This window comes from Microbacterium sp. NPDC089698 (genome assembly GCF_044749045.1).
Lineage (GTDB): Bacteria > Actinomycetota > Actinomycetes > Actinomycetales > Microbacteriaceae > Microbacterium.
Genome location: NZ_JBIVHE010000002.1, coordinates 257,729 through 278,495 on the forward strand (window position 1 = coordinate 257,729; position 20,767 = coordinate 278,495).

17 protein-coding genes are annotated in these 20,767 nt (G+C 69.3%); 7 read left to right on the plus strand and 10 right to left on the minus strand.

The features are described 5' to 3' along the window. The first annotated feature begins 26 nt into the window (after positions 1-26). Positions 27-788, plus strand: a complete 762-nt coding sequence (locus ACIPY5_RS08295; RefSeq protein ID WP_400969100.1) for an SDR family oxidoreductase — start codon at positions 27-29, stop codon at positions 786-788. A 27-nt stretch (positions 789-815) separates the two neighbouring features. Here ACIPY5_RS08295 and ACIPY5_RS08300 read toward each other — a convergent pair whose 3' ends face one another. From ACIPY5_RS08300 to ACIPY5_RS08310, 3 genes are all read right to left on the minus strand, one after another. Continuing rightward, complete coding sequence (locus tag ACIPY5_RS08300) at positions 816-2,066, minus strand: serine hydrolase domain-containing protein (RefSeq protein WP_400969102.1); 1,251 nt, start codon at positions 2,064-2,066, stop codon at positions 816-818. Continuing rightward, positions 2,063-3,796 (minus strand): biotin carboxylase, encoded by a 1,734-nt coding sequence (locus ACIPY5_RS08305; RefSeq protein ID WP_400969104.1) that lies wholly within the window; start codon positions 3,794-3,796, stop codon positions 2,063-2,065. The genes ACIPY5_RS08300 and ACIPY5_RS08305 overlap by 4 nt, the downstream gene beginning before the upstream one ends. 88 nt (positions 3,797-3,884) lie before the next feature. Then, positions 3,885-5,273, minus strand: coding sequence for an APC family permease (locus ACIPY5_RS08310; RefSeq protein ID WP_400969878.1), 1,389 nt, complete (start codon positions 5,271-5,273; stop codon positions 3,885-3,887). A gap of 248 nt (positions 5,274-5,521) precedes the next feature. Between ACIPY5_RS08310 and ACIPY5_RS08315 the strand changes: the two genes are divergently transcribed. Then, positions 5,522-7,525 (plus strand): right-handed parallel beta-helix repeat-containing protein, encoded by a 2,004-nt coding sequence (locus tag ACIPY5_RS08315; RefSeq protein WP_400969107.1) that lies wholly within the window; start codon positions 5,522-5,524, stop codon positions 7,523-7,525. A gap of 61 nt (positions 7,526-7,586) precedes the next feature. Here ACIPY5_RS08315 and ACIPY5_RS08320 read toward each other — a convergent pair whose 3' ends face one another. The 6 genes from ACIPY5_RS08320 to ACIPY5_RS08345 are packed head-to-tail and all read right to left on the minus strand — an operon-like array spanning position 7,587 to position 14,558. Beyond that, positions 7,587-8,390: an endonuclease/exonuclease/phosphatase family protein gene (locus ACIPY5_RS08320; protein WP_400969110.1), complete on the minus strand. Its 804-nt coding sequence runs from the start codon at positions 8,388-8,390 to the stop codon at positions 7,587-7,589. After that, positions 8,387-10,156 carry a beta-galactosidase family protein gene (locus ACIPY5_RS08325; protein ID WP_400969113.1) on the minus strand — a complete coding sequence of 590 codons (1,770 nt, stop codon included), beginning with the start codon at positions 10,154-10,156 and terminating at the stop codon, positions 8,387-8,389. The genes ACIPY5_RS08320 and ACIPY5_RS08325 overlap by 4 nt, the downstream gene beginning before the upstream one ends. Beyond that, entirely contained in the window at positions 10,153-11,028 is an 876-nt protein-coding gene (locus ACIPY5_RS08330) for a carbohydrate ABC transporter permease (RefSeq protein ID WP_309341310.1), read from the minus strand. The genes ACIPY5_RS08325 and ACIPY5_RS08330 overlap by 4 nt, the downstream gene beginning before the upstream one ends. Beyond that, positions 11,025-11,996: a sugar ABC transporter permease gene (locus ACIPY5_RS08335; RefSeq protein ID WP_309341308.1), complete on the minus strand. Its 972-nt coding sequence runs from the start codon at positions 11,994-11,996 to the stop codon at positions 11,025-11,027. The genes ACIPY5_RS08330 and ACIPY5_RS08335 overlap by 4 nt, the downstream gene beginning before the upstream one ends. Next, on the minus strand, positions 11,993-13,288 hold the full coding sequence (locus ACIPY5_RS08340; protein ID WP_309341306.1) for an extracellular solute-binding protein: 1,296 nt from the start codon (positions 13,286-13,288) through the stop codon (positions 11,993-11,995). Before ACIPY5_RS08340 ends, ACIPY5_RS08335 begins: the two co-directional genes overlap by 4 nt. A 13-nt stretch (positions 13,289-13,301) precedes the next feature. After that, on the minus strand, positions 13,302-14,558 hold the full coding sequence (locus ACIPY5_RS08345; RefSeq protein WP_400969119.1) for a Gfo/Idh/MocA family protein: 1,257 nt from the start codon (positions 14,556-14,558) through the stop codon (positions 13,302-13,304). A gap of 104 nt (positions 14,559-14,662) precedes the next feature. Here ACIPY5_RS08345 and ACIPY5_RS08350 point away from each other — a divergent pair, with 104 nt between their 5' ends. The 5 genes from ACIPY5_RS08350 (at position 14,663) to ACIPY5_RS08370 (ending at position 19,732) form a co-directional block, all read left to right on the plus strand. Next, positions 14,663-15,802, plus strand: coding sequence for an ROK family protein (locus tag ACIPY5_RS08350; protein WP_400969122.1), 1,140 nt, complete (start codon positions 14,663-14,665; stop codon positions 15,800-15,802). Beyond that, entirely contained in the window at positions 15,799-17,808 is a 2,010-nt protein-coding gene (locus ACIPY5_RS08355) for a hypothetical protein (RefSeq protein ID WP_400969125.1), read from the plus strand. Before ACIPY5_RS08350 ends, ACIPY5_RS08355 begins: the two co-directional genes overlap by 4 nt. A 429-nt stretch (positions 17,809-18,237) precedes the next feature. Then, positions 18,238-18,714 (plus strand): hypothetical protein, encoded by a 477-nt coding sequence (locus ACIPY5_RS08360; RefSeq protein WP_400969128.1) that lies wholly within the window; start codon positions 18,238-18,240, stop codon positions 18,712-18,714. A gap of 177 nt (positions 18,715-18,891) precedes the next feature. Further along, entirely contained in the window at positions 18,892-19,305 is a 414-nt protein-coding gene (locus ACIPY5_RS08365; RefSeq protein WP_400969131.1) for an ester cyclase, read from the plus strand. Between the two features lie 154 nt (positions 19,306-19,459). Beyond that, complete coding sequence (locus ACIPY5_RS08370) at positions 19,460-19,732, plus strand: hypothetical protein (RefSeq protein WP_400969134.1); 273 nt, start codon at positions 19,460-19,462, stop codon at positions 19,730-19,732. Between the two features lie 102 nt (positions 19,733-19,834). Here ACIPY5_RS08370 and ACIPY5_RS08375 read toward each other — a convergent pair whose 3' ends face one another. Then, complete coding sequence (locus tag ACIPY5_RS08375; protein ID WP_400969881.1) at positions 19,835-20,239, minus strand: MerR family transcriptional regulator; 405 nt, start codon at positions 20,237-20,239, stop codon at positions 19,835-19,837. Between the last annotated feature and the right edge of the window lie 528 nt (positions 20,240-20,767).

Sequence of the window (20,767 nt, forward strand, 5' to 3'; positions counted from 1 at the left end):
GCTCGGATCCCGCCGAGCCTGGAGCCATGAACATCTCCGGAAACACCGTCTTCATCCCCGGCGCGACGAGCGGCATCGGCCTCGCCCTGGCGCTGCGCCTGCAGTCCGCGGGCAACACCGTGGTCATCGGAGGGCGCCGCGCCGAGCTCCTCGACCGGCTCGCCGCCGAGCACGGCTTCGGCACCGTGCGCATCGACACCGCCGATCCCGAGAGCATCCGTGCGGCCACCGCCGAGGTCGTCTCGTCGTACCCCGCACTCGACGTCCTCGTCGCGATGGCCGGCATCATGCGCGTCGAGGACTGGCGCGGCGACGGGTTCCTCGCCGACGCCGAGGAGATCGTGACGACCAACCTGCTCGGCCCGATCCGGCTCATCGCGGCGCTCATCGGGCATCTGCAGAGCCGCCCGGCCGCGACCATCGTCACGGTCTCGAGCGGGCTGGCGCACACGCCGCTCCGCGTCACGCCGACCTACAACGCGACCAAGGCCGCGATCCACATGCTGTCCGAGTCGATCCGGCTGCAGCTCGACGGCACGAGCGTCTCGGTGCTCGAACTCGTCCCGCCCGCCGTCGCGACCGAGCTCATGCCCGGCCAGAGCGAGAGCCCGTTCGCGATGCCGCTCGACGACTTCGTGGATGAGACGATGGCTCTCATCGAAGCCCAGCCCGACGCGCACGAGATCCTCGTGGAGAACGTGAAGCTGCTCCGTTTCGGCGAGGTGCGCGGCGACTACCCGCAGACCGTCGCGACCCTCAACCGGCTGGATCCGCACGGCGACGCCTGAGTTCGCCCCGACCCGCGTTCGATCCGGTCAGGCGATCGTGCGGGCCACGGCGTCGAACGCCTTGACGGTCCACAGCAGGCGCTCCGCATCCTGCGGCGTCGGCCAGCTCGAGAGCTTGGCGGCGACGACGCCCGCCGCCCGGTTCACGTAGACCATCTGGCCGTGGATGCCGAGGGCGAGGAAGACGTCGGAGCCGGGGTACGGGAACCAGAAGCCGTTGCGGTACATCCCGCCCGGCATGAGCGTGGGCTCCGCGGCGTTCGCGAACGCCGCGCGGGAGTCCGGACCGCCTGCGACGGTCTCCGCGATCCAGGCCGGAGGCAGCACCTGACGCCCGTCCATCGCCGCACCGTCGCGCAGGAACAGGGTGCCGAAGCGCAGCAGATCGCGCAGCGACGCCGAGACGCCACCGTCGAACATGCCCGCGCCGACCGCGTCCACGCCGACGTTGGCGCTGAACTCGGCGCCCATCGGCGCCCACAGCCGCTCGGACATGAGATCGGCTGCGTGGACCCCTGTCGCGCCCTCGATCACGAACGCGAGCGCGTCCGTCTCGCAGGACTTGTAGTCGAACCGGCCGCCGTGCGGGCCGTTCGCGCCGAGGGTCGCGAGGAAGTCGCGAAGGGTGCCGGGGGTATCAGGGTGCCGGCGCGGCGCCCAGCCGATGGCCTCCTCGAGCAGGCGCACCTCGGCGTTCTCATCGAGATACGCCTCCGAGAAGCGCACGCCGGTGCGCATGTCGAGCAGGTCGCGGACGCGCGCGCCGTCGTAGCCGGATCCGATCAGGGCAGGGACGTAGGCGGTGACCTGCGCCCCGGCGTCGAGCGCGCCGGCGCCCATGAGCGTTCCGGCGACCGCCGTCGTCAGGGACTTGCTCACCGACATCAGCAGGTGCAGCACACCGGGCGACATCGTGCCGAGGTACTGCTCGCCCATCACCGCTCCGTCGCGCGCGACGATCCAGCCGTCGGTGTAGGTCGAGGCCATGACATCCTCGAACGGCGCCGAGCGCGGCTCCCACGGATGGGGGACGTCGATGTGGCCGAGGTCGGCGGGCACCGAGGGCAGCGCGAGCGTGCGTCCCAGGGAGGAGATCTGGTGCACGGGCAGGAAGTCCGCCATGTGCTGCATCGACCAGCGCAGGTTGGGCTCCTGCTGCCAGGCTTCGAGCGGAGGGACGAAGCCGTCGAGTCGCCGCGGGCCCTCGGGCGCACCGCCCGTCGCCGGGCCGGTGCTGTTCCAGGTGCTGGTCGACGGAGGTGTCACATCACCGCTCATGGTGCCGGTTCGGTTCCGATCTGCTCGTACTGATCGATCTCCGCCGCGGGCGGCAGCGGCGTGGCCGCGTACATCGCCCGGATGGACTCGATGAGATGCTTCGCGCGGATGGACAGTCGCCCCGTGGGCGTCTGCAGCCGGCCCTTGGTGACCAGGATCCCCAGATCCGCGCCCTTCCAACGGTAGTCGCCCGGGCCGTAGATCCGCAGGAAGAACGATTCCGACTCGCTGCCGAGCAGGTGCCAGTCCAGGTCGCCCTGCGAGAACGCGAGGCGTCCGTAGGCGTCGAGCACGTACCGTCCCGTGGGAGGGGCGACGTCGATGTGCTCCACGACCGCATCCGTGTGCTTGATGATCATGTGGCTCCACTGGTCGGCGGCGGCCAGCTCCTCCCAGCGGTCGTTGATCTCGTCGACGTCGAGTTCGAAGTCGACTCCCGCGTATTCGAGCAGGTGGAACACGAACAGCGGCACGTCGGCGTAGGCTCCGGCGGTCACGTTCGTGATGGCCGACGCACCCGAGATGCGCGGGTTCAGCTCGCCCAGGTAGACGTCGCCGGTGTCCGTGTCCAGCAGCACGTCCACCTCGAAGAACCCGCGGTACCCCTCCGCCCCGAGCCGGTCGCCGAGGGTGCGCACGAGCCGCGTCGCGGTGCGGCGGGTGACGTCGTCGAGCACGTCGGGGAACATCTCGTTGCCGGCCCAGCCGCCGCGGTACGGCGTGAGCTCCTTGTGCCCGGTGATCTCGGTCATGAACGGGCCGACGATGGTGCCGTGGCGCGTGAGCACGGCCTCGACGGCGATCGGACGGTTGTTGATCCGCTTCATGACCTTGAGCTCGTGCCCGACGATGTCGTCCCTGTTCTTCGCGAACGAGGAGGCGTCGGCGACGAAGTAGGTGGTCTTGCCGGAGTCGCCGTATGCGGTCTGCACGACCAGGTCGGATCCGAGCCCCGCCTTCTCCGCCTGTTCCTGAAGATCCTCGTAGGAGTCCACGGTCGTGATCACGTTGGGGACGCTCGGGACGCCGACCGACTCGGCGATCCGGGTGGTGACCATCTTGGAGTCCAGGTGTTCGCGGAGTGCCGCGGCGGGGAGGATCAGCTCGTAGCCGAGCTCCTCGCAGATCGCCTCCGTCTCCTCGTCGAAGAACACCATCGCGATCTTCGGGCGCTCGCCGGCCGGAGTGAGACGGGCGATGTGCGCGCGCACCTCGTGGTGGCGCAGCAGCCAGTTGTTGATCTCCTCGCCGCTCTGCCACTCGATGTAGGGCTTGTGGATCGGGCTGAACACGCGCGGATGCGCGCCCTGCCAGCTGTCGTAGTACGTGATGTAGGAGAATCCGCGCACCCAGCGGTCAAGACCCAGCAGGTTGAAGGCGGAGGCGCCGACGAAGAAGATCGGGGTGCGGTTGGTGCGGAAGTAGTGCCGGATCTCCGACATGTTCCGCAGACCGTGCCGGCGGGCAGGGCGCTCGCCGGACGCGATCTCGGGGTCCAGGGTCGGTGCGGCCACGGGGAGCGGTCCGGTGTTCGCGGTCGTGGCGGGTCTCGGCACGGGCTTGCGCGCACGGGATCGGGCCGTGCTCGCGGCCTTGACCGCGGGCTTCACCGGGTCGCCGTTCACGGCAGGCGGATTCGCTGATCGGCGCCGGGACGACGGCTTCGCGGTCGCGGTGGTGTCGCGGTCCGGATCCTGCGCGGATCCCTTGTCCTTCTGAGTGCGTGCCACGATGGTCCTCTCCATTCACGGTCGTGCGGCGCCTTCGCCGTGCGATCTCAGTTGCGCAGTGGTTCGTTCTCTCGTCGGTGCGCGGCGGTCACCGCGTCACCTCGTCGTCGTACTCCCCGTCCTCGAGGACGTCGACGGCGTCCGTGGGCACCTTGTTGTAGCCGGTGACGGCGTCGTTCTCGTCGAACGAGGCGACCTTGCGGCGGAACCCCCTGGTCAGCACGAGCAGATAGACGATGCCGAGAAGGGTCCACACGGATCCGCCGATGAGAGCGTCCGCGCTCAGGTTCACCCAGAGCAGCCCGGTGAGAGCCATGCCGATGAGCGGCATCACGATGTAGCGGAACACATCGCGCGGGGTGTGCCGGAGACCCTTGCGCCACGCGAACCAGGCGATGACGGAGATGTTCACGAAGGTGAACGCGATCAGCGCGCCGAAGTTGATGAACGAGGCGATGAGATCCAGGCTGAACGACATCGCGAGCAGGCAGATCGCGCCGACGAGGACGACGTTGAACGTCGGGGTGTGCGTGCGCGGGTTGATGTAGCCGAACATGCGCTTCGGCAGCACATCGTTGCGCCCCATCACGAGCAGCATCCGGGACACGGACGCGTGCGAGGCGAGGCCTGAGGCGAGGGTCGCGGCGAAGCCGGCGGAGGTCAGGATGATCTGGAAGGTGCGCCCGCCGACCACGTCGCCGATCTGAGTGAGCGAACTGTCCGTGAGCGACGCGTCGTTGAACTGATGCCAGTCGGGGAACCGCAGCTGGGTGAAGTAGCTGGAGACGAGGAAGATCGCCCCGCCGAGGATCACGGTGTAGAGGATGGCCTTCGGCATGATGCTCGGGTGCTTGGCCTCCTCCGCATACATCGTCACGGCGTCGAAGCCGATGAAGGAGAAGCACACCACGGTGGCGCCGGCCAGGACGGCGCCGAAGGCGACGCCGTCGTGGAAGAACGGGGTGACCGAGACCACGGTGCCCGCGCCCTCGCCGCGGACCAGCTGCACCCAGACCAGCACCACGAACACGAGGATGACGATCCCGGCGAACACGATCAGCACCATGTTGAGATTCGACGTGCCCCGCATCGTCAGGTAGATGATCGAGGTCACGATCACGCAGTAGAGGATCACCCAGACCCCGGGCCAGATGCCGGGGATCAGCTGCTCGAGGTAGTTGCGGATGATGAGGCAGTTCACCATCGGCAGCAGGATGTAGTCGATCAGCGAGGTCCAGCCGACCATGAAGCCGAGGTTGGGGTGGATCGACTCCCGCACGTACGTGTACGCGGATCCCGCGCTCGGGATGGCGCCGGCGATCTTGCCGTAGCTGATCGCCGTGAACATCATCACGACGAGGGCGAGCACATAGGCGAGCGGCACGACGTTGTTCGTCTGATGCGACACGATGCCGAAGGTGTCGAACACGATGGTCGGGGTCATGTACCCGAGGCCGAGGCCGACGATCGCCCACAGTCCCAAGTTGCGCTTCAGCGTGCCGCCGCCTTGCGCGAGCGGCTGGATCTTGGGTGCCACGATTCACTCCTTCGGGAACATCAGCGTTCTTTCAGGATCGGGGGGAGTCAAGTAATACCAGGTCCGCAATCGATGCGCCAGAACATTTCCTCATCGGGCGCCCGTTCTCCGCTCGATCGATGAGTTGACAGCGTGGAAACGCTCTAGTAATTAAATTACTATTCATTATTAACTCGACGAGGAGTGACATGAAGGCCTTGAGAACCCTGACCGCGGCGAGCGCGGGAGCCGTCGTCGCCGGCGCCTTGCTCTGGGCACCGGCTGCGGCGTTCGCCGTCACCGGCACGACGTACTACGTCGATCCGGGCGGCAGCGACTCCGCGGACGGCCTGTCGCCGTCCACCGCGTGGAAGAGCCTCGCGAAGGTGAACGCGCAGACGCTCTCCCCCGGCGACGCCGTGCTGTTCGAGGCGGGCGGGCAGTGGTCCGGCCAGCTCGCCCCGCACGGCTCGGGCGCCACCGGCTCCCCGATCACGATCGGCGCCTACGGATCCGGCGCGAAGCCGCGCATCGACGGCGGCGGCACGGTCGACGCGGCGGTGAAGATCGCGAACCAGCACGACGTCACGGTGTCGGGTCTGGAGGTGACCAACACCGGATCCGGCGCGACCCCGCGGATCGGCATCCAGGTCACGGCGAGCGACTACGGCCCGGTGGACCGGATCTCGGTCACGGGCACGTATGTGCACGACATCCAGGGTGCGACGAGCGGCAACGACAGCTCGAACCCCTCGGTCGGCGGGATCGTCGTCTCGGCCCTGGGCGGCACCACCCCGACCTACTACCGGGATCTGTCGATCACGGACAACGAGGTCGCGAACTCCCGCTCGTACGGCATCGTGACGTGGTCGTCGTGGATGCAGCGCGAGGGCTGGACCAGCCTCTGGGACTTCATGCCCGTCCCGGCCGGCGGCTACCGCGCCTGGACGCCGAGCACCGGCGTCGTCGTCAGCGGCAACAACGTGCACGACATCTCGGCGGGCGGGATCACGGTCATGCAGGCGCAGGGCGCCCGCATCGACCACAACCGCGTCGACAAGACCGCGCAGAACCACGGCAACGTCGGCATCTGGTGGGCCGGCGCCGACGACACCGTCGTCGAGTACAACGAGGTGTCCGGCACGAAGTACTGGGGGCTCTCCAGCGACGGCAACGGCTTCGACGCGGACGCCTCGGTGCACCGCAGCCTCATCCAGTACAACTACAGCCACGACAACGAGGGCGGCTTCTTCATCGCCGTCTCCACAGGCACCGGGCCCGCGGAGGCCACGATCCGGTACAACGTGAGCCAGGGCGACGGGAACCAGATCTTCGCGCTATCCACGAACGCGAAGAACATCGACGTGTACAACAACACGATCTGGACGCCGCTCACCCCGTTCATCGCCAACAACCCCGATCGGGCCAGCTTCAGCCTGGTCAAGGTGTGGAACACCTCGGTGTCGAACGTGTCGTTCCGCAACAACATCATCTACAACGGCGCCGGCCTCGCCTACCGCGACAGCGCCGCCGTGAGCTACGACCGGAACCTGTACTTCTCCGGCCCCGTGCCGAGCAAGGACGCGGCGGCGATCGTCACGGATCCGCAGCTCACCGCCCCGGGGGCGGCGGCGGGCATCGGCGACCTCGGCGGGTACCTGCCGACCGCCGCGTCGCCCGCGATCGCCGCGGGACTCACCATCCCGCTCAACGGCGGCAAGGACGCGGTCGGCACGCCGCTGCCGTCGGGGATGCCCGACCTCGGCGCCCTGCAGCGCACCGCGGGTCAGGGGCGTAACGAGGCGGCACCCGTCGTCACGGCCTCGCTCGGCAACGGCCAGTCGACGGTCCCGGCGAGCATCGCGGACGGGCGGGACAGCACCCCGTGGGCGAGCCCGTCCAGCGGTGTCACGTTCCCGCAGACGATCACGCTCGAGTTCCCCAGCGACCGCGTGGTGTCGGGTATCGAGTTCGCGACCACGTTCGGCACCGGTCAGGGGATCAAGACCCTCGACGTGCAGGCCTGGCAGAACGGGGCCTGGGCGACCGTCCTGACCGGCGGCTCGCTCACCTGGACGGGCAGCAGCGCGACGGTCGAGCGCCGCGCACTGAGCCTGCCCGCCGCCGTGACGACGGCGAAGCTGCGGATCGTGGTGAAGTCGGCGAACCTCACCTGGGGCAACATCGCGGTGAGCGAGATCTCCACCCGATGACCACTCTGCCGGGGCGGTGTGAGGGCCGCCCCGGCAGGGTTCCGGAGTCTCCTCGTCGCGGTCAGCCCCGCGGCGAGATCTCGACGATGAGCGGCTCATGATCGGACGGGGTGGGCACGAGCGAGCCGACGCGCGCGCTCGCGATCGCCGCACCGCGGACGAGCACGTGGTCGATGCGCGCGCCGCTCCCCGATTCCGGATCCAGGAAGGTGCGCCCTGGCCCGGTGCCGGCGATCACCCAGGCGTCCGCGAAGCCGGCATCCAGGAGCACCCGATGACCGCCGCGCCCGGGCTCGGCGTTCAGATCGCCGAGCACGACCTCGGGCGCCTCGGGCGCGGCCTCGTCGGCCGCCAGCCGTCGAAGCACCTCCTCGGCCTGTCGGACGGAGACGGCGTCGTCGCCGTCGTGGAGATGCACGCCGGCGACCCGGATCGGGACCCCTCGTACATCGATCAGCGCCACCTGCACGCCCCGGGGCTCCGCGCCGAGAGGGACCGGCAGGGGATGGTGCGCCGCTCGGAGGATCGGATGCCGCGTGAGCAGGACGGTGCCGTACTCCCGCACCGCGCCGCGAGAACCCCGCACCGCGCCGCCCCGAGCCGGATCGTCCTCCGCGGGGAGGCGCAGGTTCGCGGCGAACAGCGCCGTGCCGCCGAGTCCTTCGGCGTAGCGGGCGGGTTGATCGGCGAAGCCGCTGCGCCGCCACCCCCGATCCACCTCCTGGAGCGCGATCACATCCGGGGCGAGGTCGTCGAGCAGCCGGAGGCACGCGTCCAGAGCCGGGCGCCCATCGGGAGCGGTGCCGTGGTGCGTGTTGAAGGTCGCGACCCGCACGGACGCCGCCGACTGTTCGCGGAGGGTCACGCCTGCCACTCGACGTAGTCCGTGACCGGTCCGAGATCGGCACGATCGCGGATCCCGACGGCATCGCCGCGGTGCGCGGCCTCGAGCAGCAGGATCTCGTTCTCCCCCTGACGCCACAGCCCGGCCGGTGCGTAGTAGGTGCGCTGGGGCCCGGCCTCGTCGTAGCGGCCGAGCAGGAAGCCGTTCAGCCACAGCAGGCCCCTTCCCCAGCCGGGCAGCTCCAGGTGCGCGTCGAGCGGTTCGCCGATCACGGCCACCGCGCGGGAGAGGCCGGTCGGACCCGGATCGCCGAACGGCGTGAACGACGGCGCCGCCTCGGCATTCGGGTCGAGCCCTCGATGCTCCCATCCGAAGACCGACCGGATGACGCCGTGCGCCTCGATGCCGACGCCGCCGAGGATGCCCTTCCCCTCCCCGAGCAGCGGACCGTAGTTGATCCGGCCGAGGCTCTCCACGGCGAGCACGAGGCGGCGCGAGGAGCCGTCGCCGTCCAGGGCGATGGTCGCGTCGGGGTCGTTGCGGTGCAGCACGCCGCGGTGCTCCCCGTCGACGAAGACCTCGGCCCGGTCCGCGAGGCCGCGGACCCGCAGCGCGGCTCCGCCCTGCGGGATGCGCACGGACGTCTCGTAGAGGACGATGCCGGAGCTCTGCCCCAGCTCCTCGAAGCTGAGCGGTCGCGGCGCGGTCACCGGTGCTCCCGCGAGTCCCTCGAGAGTCTTCAGGAGCCCCGCACCGTGTTCGACGGCAAGGTCGCGCGGCGTCTGCCGCCGCGGCGGCGCGGGCTCCGGTCGCGGCTCGGCGCCGGCCGCGGCGAACACCGTGCGGAACGCGGCGAACTTCTCCGTCAGCGTTCCGTCCTCCGCGATCGCGGCATCGGAGTCGTAGGAGGTCACCGTCGGGTGCAGGCGCTCCTCGTAGTGGTTCGCGCCGGCCCAGAGCCCGAAGTTCGTCCCGCCGTGCGCCATGTAGATGTTGATCGAGCCCCCGGCCTCGACGATCTCGCGAAGCGGATCCGCCGCGCTCGCCCCGGAGCGGCGATGATGCTGCTCGCCCCAGTGATCGAACCAGCCGGCCCAGAACTCCCCGCCGAAGAAGGGCGTGGCGGGGAAGCGCTGCTCCAGGAACGCGCGCGTGGCAGCGGCGCGGCTCCCGAAGTTCATCGTCGGCGTGACGCCCGGCAGCGTCCCGGCGTCGACCATGAGGTCGGTCGCTCCATCCGAGGTGAAGAGCGGCACGGTGATGCCCCCGGCCCGCAGTCGCCGCTCGAGCCAGGCGAGATACTCCGCGTCGTCGCCGAAGGAGCCGTACTCGTTCTCGACCTGCACGGCGATGACGGGTCCGCCGCGGTCCGCCTGCAGAGGCGCCAGGCGCGGCAGCAGCGCGGCGAACCACTCGTCGACCGGGGCGAGGAAGGCGGGATCCGAGGTGCGCAGGCCGATCGGCCCGTCGAACTGGAGCCAGGCGGGAAGACCTCCGGCGTCCCACTCCGCGCAGATGTACGGCCCTGGACGGACGATCGCGTCCAGCCCCGCCTCGGCGGCGAGCTCCAGGAACCGCGGCAGGTCGCGCCACCCGTCGAACCGGTGCTCTCCGCGTCGGTACTCGTGGAAGTTCCACGGCACGTACGTCTCGACCGCGGTGAGGCCCATCGCGGCGAGCCGCGCCAGCCGGTCCGCCCAGTGCTCCGGGTGCACGCGGAAGTAGTGCATCGCGCCGGCGAACACCTGGCCCTCGTCGATCCAGCGGCCGCGCGGGGCGGGCGTCATTTTCCGATCCCCGCGGTCATGCCGTCCACGATCCTCCGGCCCACCCACAGGTAGAGCACGATCATCGGGTACACGAGGATCACGATCCCCGCGAACAGCCCGCCCCAGTCCGCGCTGTACCGCATCGCCGACTGCAGATTCAGCAGCGCGACCGGCAGGGTGCGCTGGGACGGATCCGAGATGATCAGCATGACCAGCAGCGCGGAGTTCCACAGGCCGATGACGTTCAGCACGAACACGGTCATGATCCCGGGCCGCGCGAGCGGGAGCACGACGGAGCGGAACAGCCGCACCGGACGGGCTCCGTCGATCTCGGCCGCCTCCTCGACCTCGGTCGGCAGTGAGCGGAAGAACCCGGTGAGCACGAACACCGCGAACGGCAGGGAGAGCACGACCTCGGCGACGAGCAGCGTGATCCGGTCGTCCCACCAGCCGGTGACCCAGTCGACCATGAAGCTGCTGACGCCGAGCTTGGCCACGACGATCGGCACGGCGAGCGTCTGCAGCGGGATCGACAGGCCCATGGCGAAGAAGCCGATCAGCGGGCTCGCGATCCGCCGGGTGGAGCGGGCGAGCGCATAGGCGGCGGGCGCGGCGAGGGCGACGATGAGGACGGCGCCGAGCACGGTGATGACGACGCTGTTCAGGGCGGCCTGGGCGAACTGGCCGACCCGCCACACGGTGTCGTAGTTCTGCCACTGCGGCGAGGAGGGCAGGCCGAACGGGTTCTGAACGATGTCCTTCGACGTCTTCAGCGACTGGAGGCCGATCCACGCCACGAACGCCAGGTTGAAGATCACCCAGATCCAGAGCAGGGCGACTGTGACCGAGGGGAGGAAGACGCTCCCGAGGACGTCGCGGACGCGTTTCATGACAGCTCCACTCGGTCGCGCCGGGTGATCCGGCGCACGAGGACGATGAGGATCACGGTGAGCACCGTGACGATGATGCCCATGGCGGCACCCGAGCCGAGGTCCGGGACGCCGCCGGTGACGACGGCGTTGTACTGCTGCACCGCGACCGTCCTGGCTTGGATGGGCGGGACGCCGGCGGCTCCTCCCGTGGTGAACGCGATCACGATCTCGAACACCTTGAGGCTGTTCACGACCCAGAGCACGGCGGCGACCGCGAACACGTCCCACGACAGCGGCAGGGTGATGTGCCGGAACTTCTGCCACCGGTTCGCGCCGGCGAGGTCGGCGGCCTCGTACAGCGTGTCCGGGATCGCGTCCATGGCGGAGAGCATGAGGGCGATGTAGAGCCCGGTGGACGACCACACGACTCCGCCGATGATGCAGCCGAACACCAGATCGGGCCCGAGGAATCCGATCGGCGCGATGCCGAAGACACCGAGGATCTTGTTGACGACGCCGTCCGGGTTGAGCAGGAACCCGACCGCCGCCCCGACCGCGATCGGCGAGACGATGACGGGGAGGAACACGACGGACTGGATGAACGCGCGCCCCTTCAGACCGCGCAGCGCCATCATGCTGAGGAACGTGACGCCGAACACGAGCAGGCCGCTCACGGAGGCGAGCACGAAGGTGTTGCCGAACGAGCGCAGGAACGCCTCGTTGTGGAACAGCGAGACGTAGTTGGCGACGCCTCGCCAGGACATGTCCGACCCGGGACCCGCCCAGCGGGTGAAGCTCACCCACAGACCGAACAGCGAAGGCAGTACGAACAGCAGCGCGTACAGCGCGAGAGCCGGCGTGAGGAACGCCCAGAACACGCGCTCCCGGGACGGGCGCAGCCCCGTGCGGGGCCGGCCCGTCGCGGGGTCGGTCGGGGCGACCCGGGTGGTCCGGGTCGCCCCTTCCGCGGGAGCCGTGAGGGTCACTTCTGGCTCGCCAGGTATTGCGCCGTCTTGTCCTTGCCCTGGCTGAGGAACTCGTCGGCGGAGATCTGCCCGCTCAGCAGCTGGTCGTCCAGCGGCAGGAACAGGTCGTTCCACCAGGCCTTCACACCCGCTGCCGCGTCGTACGTGAGATGCACGCTCTTCGCGCCGGCAAGGCTCTTCTGCAGGCCCGCGAGCGCGTCCGGGGCGGGCACGTCGCTGCGGGCGGGGATGTTCTTCGCCTCGGAGCCGATCAGTTCCTGGTACTTCTTCTGCTCGAAGAACGCGAGGAACTTCTTGGCCAGCTCGATGTGCTTGCCCTTCGCGTTCACGCCCAGCCCGAGGGCCCCGGCCTCGATCGACTGCTCACCGCCGACCGGCAATTGGAACGAACGGATCTCAGCCCCCGCCGGCGTCGCGGGCGCGACCTCGCTCGCGAGCCAGGTGCCGTTGATGTTCAGGTCGCACTTCCCGGCGATCCAGTCGTTCTGCGCGGCCGGGTACTTCGTGGCCATGAAGTTCGACTCGAAGTAGCCGCCCTTGGCGAGCTGCGCCACCTGCTCGGCCGCCGTGCGGATGTCCGCGCCGTCCCACGCCTTCGCGTCCTTCTGCAGGGCGAGCAGCGACCCGGCGCCGTTCGCGTTCACGATCGCCGAGGAGAGCCAGTACACGTTGTAGAAGGGGATCGTGCCGTCCTGGCAGATCGGCACCCGGCCAGCCGACTTGGCGGAGTCGAGGTAGGCGATGAACTCGTCCCAGGTCTTCGGCGGGTTCGCCTGCAGCTCCGGGTGCGCCTTGGCGTCGAACCAGACGGCGGTGGAGATCGCGGTGTGCGGCAGGAACCCGAGGCCCTTGTCGTCGGACGCCGCGGTGATCACCGCCTTCGGGATGACATCGCCGACGGTCGTGCCCTTCTCTCCCGGCACCTCCATCTTCAGGACGTCGTCGATGGGGGCGGCGAGGTTCTGCGCGCGCCAGGCCGGAAGGTTGTCCGAACCGGCGTCGAACAGGTCGGGCCCCTGGCCTGCGGCCATCTCGGTGGTCAGCGCGTCGCCGCCGGAGCGGCCCAGGAACTTCACGTCGACCTTGACGCTGTTCTCCTTCGCGAAGTCGTCGAGGGCGGCCTGCAGGATCTTCGCCTGCGGCTCCTCGGCGCTCCAGATGGACCGGTAGACCAGGGTGTCCCCGGTCGACGCGGATCCGCCGCCGTTCTTCTGCCCGCAGCCGGCGAGCCCGGCGGCGATGAGTCCTGCGGCGAGTCCGACGGTGACGACACGGATGGTCGTGCGCTTCATTGCTGTGTTCCTCTCAGGGGATGGTCACGACGACGCCGTCGCGACGGGAGTCCTCGGCTGCCCACACCACACGGTGCGTGTCGAGGCTGTCGTGGCCGCTGGTGAGGACCTTCGTGGGGTCCCCGTCCCGGATCGCGGCGAAGAATGCACGGGCGAGCTCTCCGTCGGCGCCGCCATGGCCGCCGGCCATGGATGCGTCATCGCCCAGCCCGGTGTCGACCTCGGTGATCGTGTCGGTCGTGAAGTCGTGGATCCGCAGCATGCGCCCGTCGCCCTCGATCGATCCGCGGGTGCCGAACAGGCGCGTCTTGCGGTGCTCGAGCGCGGCGAACGCGGTCACGGTGACGGTGGCGGTCGCACCGTCGTCGAACTCCATGGAGACGACCTGGGTGTCGACGACGTCGTTGTCGGAGGCGTACACGCAGCGGCCGTAGGGGCCTTCGCGCAGCGCCTTCTCCACGCCCGCCTCCGTCGCGTCGGTGGTGACGGCGGACAGAGGCCAGAACTCCTTCTCAGGGTCCCCCAGGCAGTCGAGGTAGATGCGGCGGGCCGAATACGGGCAGGAAGCCCGCACCGGGCACTCCCAGCAGCGATCGGCGGCGCCCTCGGGGCGCTCCTCGGCCCGGAAGTGGTTGAGCGAGCCGAACGACGACACCCGGGTGGGGATCCGCCCCATCATGTACGACACCCAGTCGATGTCGTGACAGGCCTTGGCCAGGAGCATCGTGGTGGACTCGTCCTCGCGACGCCAGTTGCCGCGGACGAAGGAGTGGGCGAAATGCCACCAGCCGACCTGCTCGAGGTGCTGGATGTCGACCACCCGCCCGATCGCGCCCTCGCGGATCAGGCGCAGCAGGTGCTGCGTGTAGGGCGAATACCTCATCACGTGGCAGACCGCGAGGATCACCTCGTTGCGCTCCGCGGCCTCGACGATCCGCGTCGCCGCCTCCTCGGTGGGCGCGATCGGCTTCTCGAGAAGGATGTGGTAGCCGCGCTCGGCGGCGGCGACGGCGGGGTCGAGATGCAGGTGGTCCTGGGTGCCGATGATCACCGCGTCGGCGAGGCGCTCCTGCGCGAGCAGATCCCGCCAGTCCTCGAAGAGGCCCTCCTCGGGGATCCCGTGCCGCACTCGGAACGCCTCGCGCCGGGCCGGATCCGGCTCGGCCACGGCGACTATCCGCGCCATCGACGTGCCGGTAGCCTCGGACGCATAGACCGAGCTGCGCAGCCCCGCCCCGATCACCGCGATCGTCGGCACCCGCTCCTGCATCCCTGCTCCCTCACCATTGAGTAATAAAAGAATATTTCATTAATATAATCGTGAGAGCTCGGTTGTCAAACGGACTCGGGGCCGAAGGTGGAAAGGACGTCAGGATGCGCTCAGGCGACACCTCACTGCTGCGCCGGCAGAACACGGTCGCGGTCATGACGCTGCTGCGCGACGGCGATCCGAGGAGCCTGACCGATCTCGCCGCCGAGGCGGGCCTCTCCCGTCCGACGGTCGAGGGCATCGTCGAATCCCTCGACGCCGCCGGGTGGATCACGAGCGTCGCGGCCCCCGCGGGGCAGCCCGGCCGCCCCGGCCGCCTCTACGGGTTCCGCGACGACGGAGGGCACGTCCTCGGCATCGACATCGGCTCCGCCACGATCCGCGCCGCGGTGGCCGATCTCTCCGGCCGGATCGTCGGCGAGACCACCCGAGCCGTCTCCCCCGAAGACGGCAGGGCGGCGCGCCTGTCGGCGATGCACAAGACCGCGCGGGCGGCGCTGCGAAAGGCCGGGGTGACCGCCGACCGCATCGGCGCCGTGTGCGTCGGAACCACCGGCACCGTCGATGCGGACGGGACGGTCGGCCTCTCCGATGCGCTGCCGGACTGGTCCGGGGTGGATCTCGCCGGCGCCATCCGCGAACAGTACGACGGCGCGGTCGTCATCGAGAACGACTGCCACCTCGCCGCGACCGCCGAGGCCTGGAAGGGCGTCGCCACCGGGCTCGGGAACGTCGTCTACATCCACTGCGGGCACCGCACCGGCGCGGGGATCCTCATCGACGGACGCCTCTACCGGGGCGCGCACGGCATGTCCGGCGAGATCGGCGCGCTCCCGGTGATCGGGTGGCATCGCGCCGCGGCACACCTCACCGAGTACGGCCGGGCCACGGGGGCCAAGGGCTTCGACGCGAAGGCCGTGTTCGCGGCGGCCGCCGCCGGCGACGCCGATGCGGAGCGGGCCGTCACCCGGTACGCGGCCGACCTCGCCGAGGGCGTCGCCGCGCTCGTGCTGACACTCGATCCGCATCTCGTCGTGCTGGGCGGCGGCGTCTCCGCTGCGCAGGACGACCTCGTCCGACCGCTCGCGGCAGCGCTGAAGCCGCTCTGCCTGCGCGTGCCGGAGCTCGCGATCTCCACCCTGGGCGAACGCACCGTGCTCGTCGGCGCCCTCAAGCACGCCCTCGACACCTTCGACGCGGAGCTTTACCGCCTCGACGAGCCGCTCGCCCGCCCTCGGGGATGACCGCCCTGCGCAGCCTGCGCATCGCCGGCGGACGGGTCGAGGTCGATCCGCGTTCGGGCGCCCCGCTGGCGTTCCTGAGCGACGCGGATCCCGGGATCCGGTACCTCCTGCGCGAGGGACTCGATGCCTGGCACACCGCGGAGCATCGCTGGGGCACCGGGTTCGTCATCGGCTCCGTGTCGGCCCGATGGGCCGCCCCGGACACGATCGAGGCGACGGAGCGCGGATCCCGCTCGACCACCCTGCTCGGCTCCCGCCTCGGGGTGGAGATCGTGCGGGATGCGGCCGAGGAGTTCCGTGAGCGGTATGTCTTCACGAACCGCTCGGCCGAGCCGCTGACCATCGCGTCCCTGGGTGTGGTCACCCCGTTCCGGGACGTGTACGACGACGCCGCGACCTCGCTGGCGCACGGGGTGCACGCCCACGTCTGGACCGGCGGGCGGAACTCCTGGGTGCTGGGGCAGCCGATGTCGGGCCGCGGCCCGGTGCTCACGCTCCAGCTGACGGAGGGGCGTCTGGACGCGTACTCGGTCGAGTCGCGGAACCAGAGCACGTCGTCGAACGTGCGCGGCCACCTCGTGCTGCATCCGACCGACGCCGGGCGCAGCCCCGCCGCGTTCGGCGGGCAGACGCCGATCGTGCTCGCTCCCGGCGAGGAGTTCGCGCTCGCCTGGTCCGTGCGCTGGCACGACTCGACCGACGACGCGCGCACGGCGGTGCGGGCGGGGTGGGAGCCCGCGTCGCTCTCCGGTCCGGCCGGCGAGGGGATCATGCTCCCCGGCCTCCGCGCGACCGAGGTCGAGGCCGAAGAGAACGCCATCGTCGAGGCGTCGGCCGGGGGAGCCGTGGTGCGCGCGGACCGGCATGGGATCGTGCACGTGCGCGTCGGCGAGGATCGCACGGCCCTGTTCTTCCACGCACCCGTCGAGGCCCTGACCAGGGCGCGCACGCGCTTCATCCTGGATCGGCAGCGCACCGGCTACCGGGGCGGAGCGGACGCGCACGCGTTCGTGCCGTTCGACACCCGCACCGGGCTGCCGCAGCTGACGAGCGGCTGGCCGGACTGGTCCGACGGCGCCGAGCGCGTGGCGATGCCGACCCTGCTGCAGCAGGCGCGGATCCGCGGGTGGATCGGCGCCGAGGCGGATCGGCCGCTGGCCGACTGGGCGCGGTTCGCCCGCGCACGGCTGCTCGACGACACGGGAGCCCCGCGCTGGGGCAGCGTCACCGCCGTCTCCACGCCTCGGCTCTACAACTCCCCCTGGCTCGCGCAGTTCTTCGCCGACCAGTTCGGGCTCTCCGGCGCCGATGCGGATCTCGAGCTCGCCGCCACGATCCTCGAGCGCAGCTACGAGCTCGGGGCCACCCGGCATCTCTCGATCGGACAGCCCGAGGCCGCCCTCCACATCGCCGCGCTGCTGGACGACGCGGGGCAGGCGCACCGTGCCGATCGCCTCCGGCGGGCGCTGCTCGAGACCGCCCGGCACTTCGCCGCGCTCGGACCGGACCTGCCCGGCCACGAGGTGAACTACGAGCAGTCGATGGTCGCACCCCTCGTCTCCCTCTACGCGCTGGCCGACCGGCTCGAGCCCGGGGCGTTCGACGAACCGCTGCGCACGAGCGTGCGCTGGCTGCGCGCGTTCGCCGGTCCGCAGCCACACGCGCGGATGCGGCACATCGGGATCCGCCACTGGGACGGATTCTGGTTCGGCGCCCTGCGCCGCTGGGGCGATGTCTTCCCGCACCACTGGAGCGTGCTCAGCGCGGTCGCCCTGACGCAGCTGCCCGACCGCCTGCGCACGGCCGAGATGGATGCGGAGGCCGAGGAGATCTTCCGCGCGAACCTGGTGAGCTTCCACCCCGACGGATCCGCGACGAGCGCGTTCGTGCTCCCGAGCGCGGTCGACGGAAACCCCGCGTACAGCGAGGATCCGCTCGCGAACGACCAGGACTGGGTCCTCACCCTGCTGCTGCGCACCGGCGCGGCCGTCGTCGACCCGGCGTAGCCCCGATCCGCGCGCCTGCGCGCCGCGCGGGCCGGGACTCGTAGGTTCCGGCGGAGGCGCTCGACAGAGTCCGGGACGGTTGGCGGCCGTTGACTTCACCTTTGGTTCAAGTTCTACGCTCTCCCGAAGTAGCCGGAAAGCCCCGCGGAAGCTCTTGTCGCGACCGAGGACTCGGCACACGAGAGTGGAAGGAGAGGCAACCACGCTCGAACTCGAGGCCGCATCGTCGACGATGACCTCGAAACGGTGCCGCCACCGCCTCGAGACCGCGCGGCGGAACCAGACGATGACAAGTCCATCGTCTCCGGCTGGATCGATGGTCCGCTCGGCCGACAATGCCGCGAATCCGGACATGGTGTCGTCTCGGATTCGCGGTCGCCGACGTCGCACCGCCCGCATCACCGAACAATCTGAGGGGGACGGATCACCATGCTCACCACACTGCGCAAGCGCCGACAGCCGACCATGGCTCTGGCCGTCAGTGCGCTCCTGTGCGCACTGACGGCCACCGCGGGTTGCGCACCTCAGCCCGTGAAACGTGACGACAGACCGCTTGTCGCCCAGAAGATCAGCGAGTACACGGATCGCCTGACGCAGCTTCATCTCATCGACGGCGCCGAGAAGCCGTCGTTCAGCGCTTGCTCCAACGGTCAGGGGTATCTGCATTCGTGGACGGTCAGGATCATTCCCCCCACCGGCGCGACCGACACGGAGATCACCTTCCTCGTACTCAACGATGCCCAGAGCAAGGATTCGCCGTTGCAGCTCGACAATCACAAGGAGATCCCTTCCGGTGCAGGGGACGCTCCCATCGTCTTCTTCAACACGAGCGACGGGAGAACCACCCTTGCCCTCACGGTCCGCAGCAGCCGGACGATTCAGATCACGGGAAACGTGGCGTGCTGACCACCCGACCGGATCTACGCCGCCTTCTCTCGTGAGAACGATCATCCTGACGTGCCGCCTGTCAGCCGGCGTTGACTTCACCTTTGGTTCACGTCCTACCATCCCGATGTCATCGGGCAGTCCCACGGGTTCGGTTGTCCGGGGCCTCATCATTCGGCAAGCGGAAAGGAGCGCACTGTGGAGATAGAACGTATCCAGCGCACGGTGCAACAGGCGTGGAGTCGGCAGCATTGGGATGATTGGCGCGCCACCTGTGATGACTCGTATCAGTTTCGACTCACCTCGACGATGCACCTCGATCTGGGCCAGACGCTGGAATGGAGCCGGGCCTGGTTCGCTGCTTTCCCTGACTACACCGAGGAAGTTCGGGGCGTGTACGTCTCAGCCGGGTCTGTGGCGTACGAAGTAACCGGCCGGGGCACCTCTTCGGCTGATCTCACGTTCTCCGGCCGCACACTCATTCCCCTTGCGCGAGGCCGGACTTTCACTGTGGACTACGCCAAAGTGCTCGTCGCGAACGCTGCAGGCAAAGTCACACATGACCGTCAGTACTTCGACGCTGACGCGCTGCGGCGCCAACTCCTCTCATGACAGCTCTTCTGGACGCCACCGCCCAGGTCTTGGGCGCGAGCACAGCGACCGCACCCGCAAGGGCTGGGGCTCAGCGATGACGGACGTCAGCCGGCCTCACTCCCTCCACCCCTGGGTGGTTCGGACTATCGCCGGGTGCGTCGCAGGGGTCGCCGTGCTGCTGCTTCCGATGTGGTATCTGGCCGGAGTCGGTGTCGCGATGTGTACTGACGCGGGAACCACCGCGCAATGCGAAACCGTCACCGCATGGTGGGGTTTCAGCGGGCTCACACTGGCCGTTACCGCACTTTGCGCATTGGCACTGTTTCTGACGGCCGCTCGACCTGGCATTCTCCAACAGGTCGCCACGTGGTGCACCGCTCTGTCGACCTTGGGCACGATTGTCGTCATCACTGTCTTCATCGGCACCGTGGCCAAAGTGACCTGAACCCTGGACTGGCGCCGCTCTCCACTGCCGACCGTGCTCTGCTCTGCACCGTCAGGCCTCTCCGTGCCGACGACTCACCCCGCCACCGCGCAATAGCCCTCATCACCTGCGCTGACTTCGCGAGGGCAGTTCACAGAGCATCCGCCCGGAGGCGATCTCCTGAAGCGTCGTCTCAAGTCGCGCGATGCGGGTGCGGGCGTCGACGATCAACGCGGTCGCGATGACCCGCCAGTCCTCCGGGGTGGGTTCAACAGGCAGGGCGACGAACAGCTCAGCGATCTCGCGGACCGTGAGCCCTACCTGTTGGGCGACTTTCGCGACGAGGATCCGGCACGCCGCGGAGTCCGTGAAACGTCGTTGATTGCCGTACGACCTCTCGCTGTCGATGAGGCCGTGACGTTCATAGAACCTCACGGCGGAAGGCGTAACGCCTGCCCGTTCAGCGACCTCCCCGACGGTCAGAACTGCAGACCCATGTGTCGACGTGGAAGATCCGACCCCGCTCATGTCGTCACGTGTCACTTTGGACCTCCCCAAGCCCGCTTGGAAGAACGTATCCGACCCGCGTCCCCTCGCAAGGCCCACATGACGACATTTGCCGCGTAGTCAGTGCGCAGCTGGGGCATCATCCTGGGTTCCTTCGAACGACAACACGGTCTCTGCTGAGACGGCCCGCCTCGGCAAACCCAGCGCTGAGGAACGTAGGAAGCACGCCAGGAAAACGGTTCTGCGTTGCTCCGTCCACACCGGGGTCGATCGGGTATGCCTCCACCACCTCACCATGCTCCTCGCCCCAGCGCCCGGCAAAGTCCACCAGGGCACCCATCACTCCTGTCCCTCGCGCAACGCGCGCAGTGAAGAAGCAGGAGAGCGACCAAGGATCATCCGCACTGAAGCCGTAGCGGGGGAATCGCTTAGGCAGCCATGACAGCGCAGAACGCGGCGTAAGTCGTGCCCATCCCACCGGCTTACCGTGACGGTACGCGATCAAACCAGCCCGCTGAGCATGTACTTGCGCCCCGAAGTCACGACGAT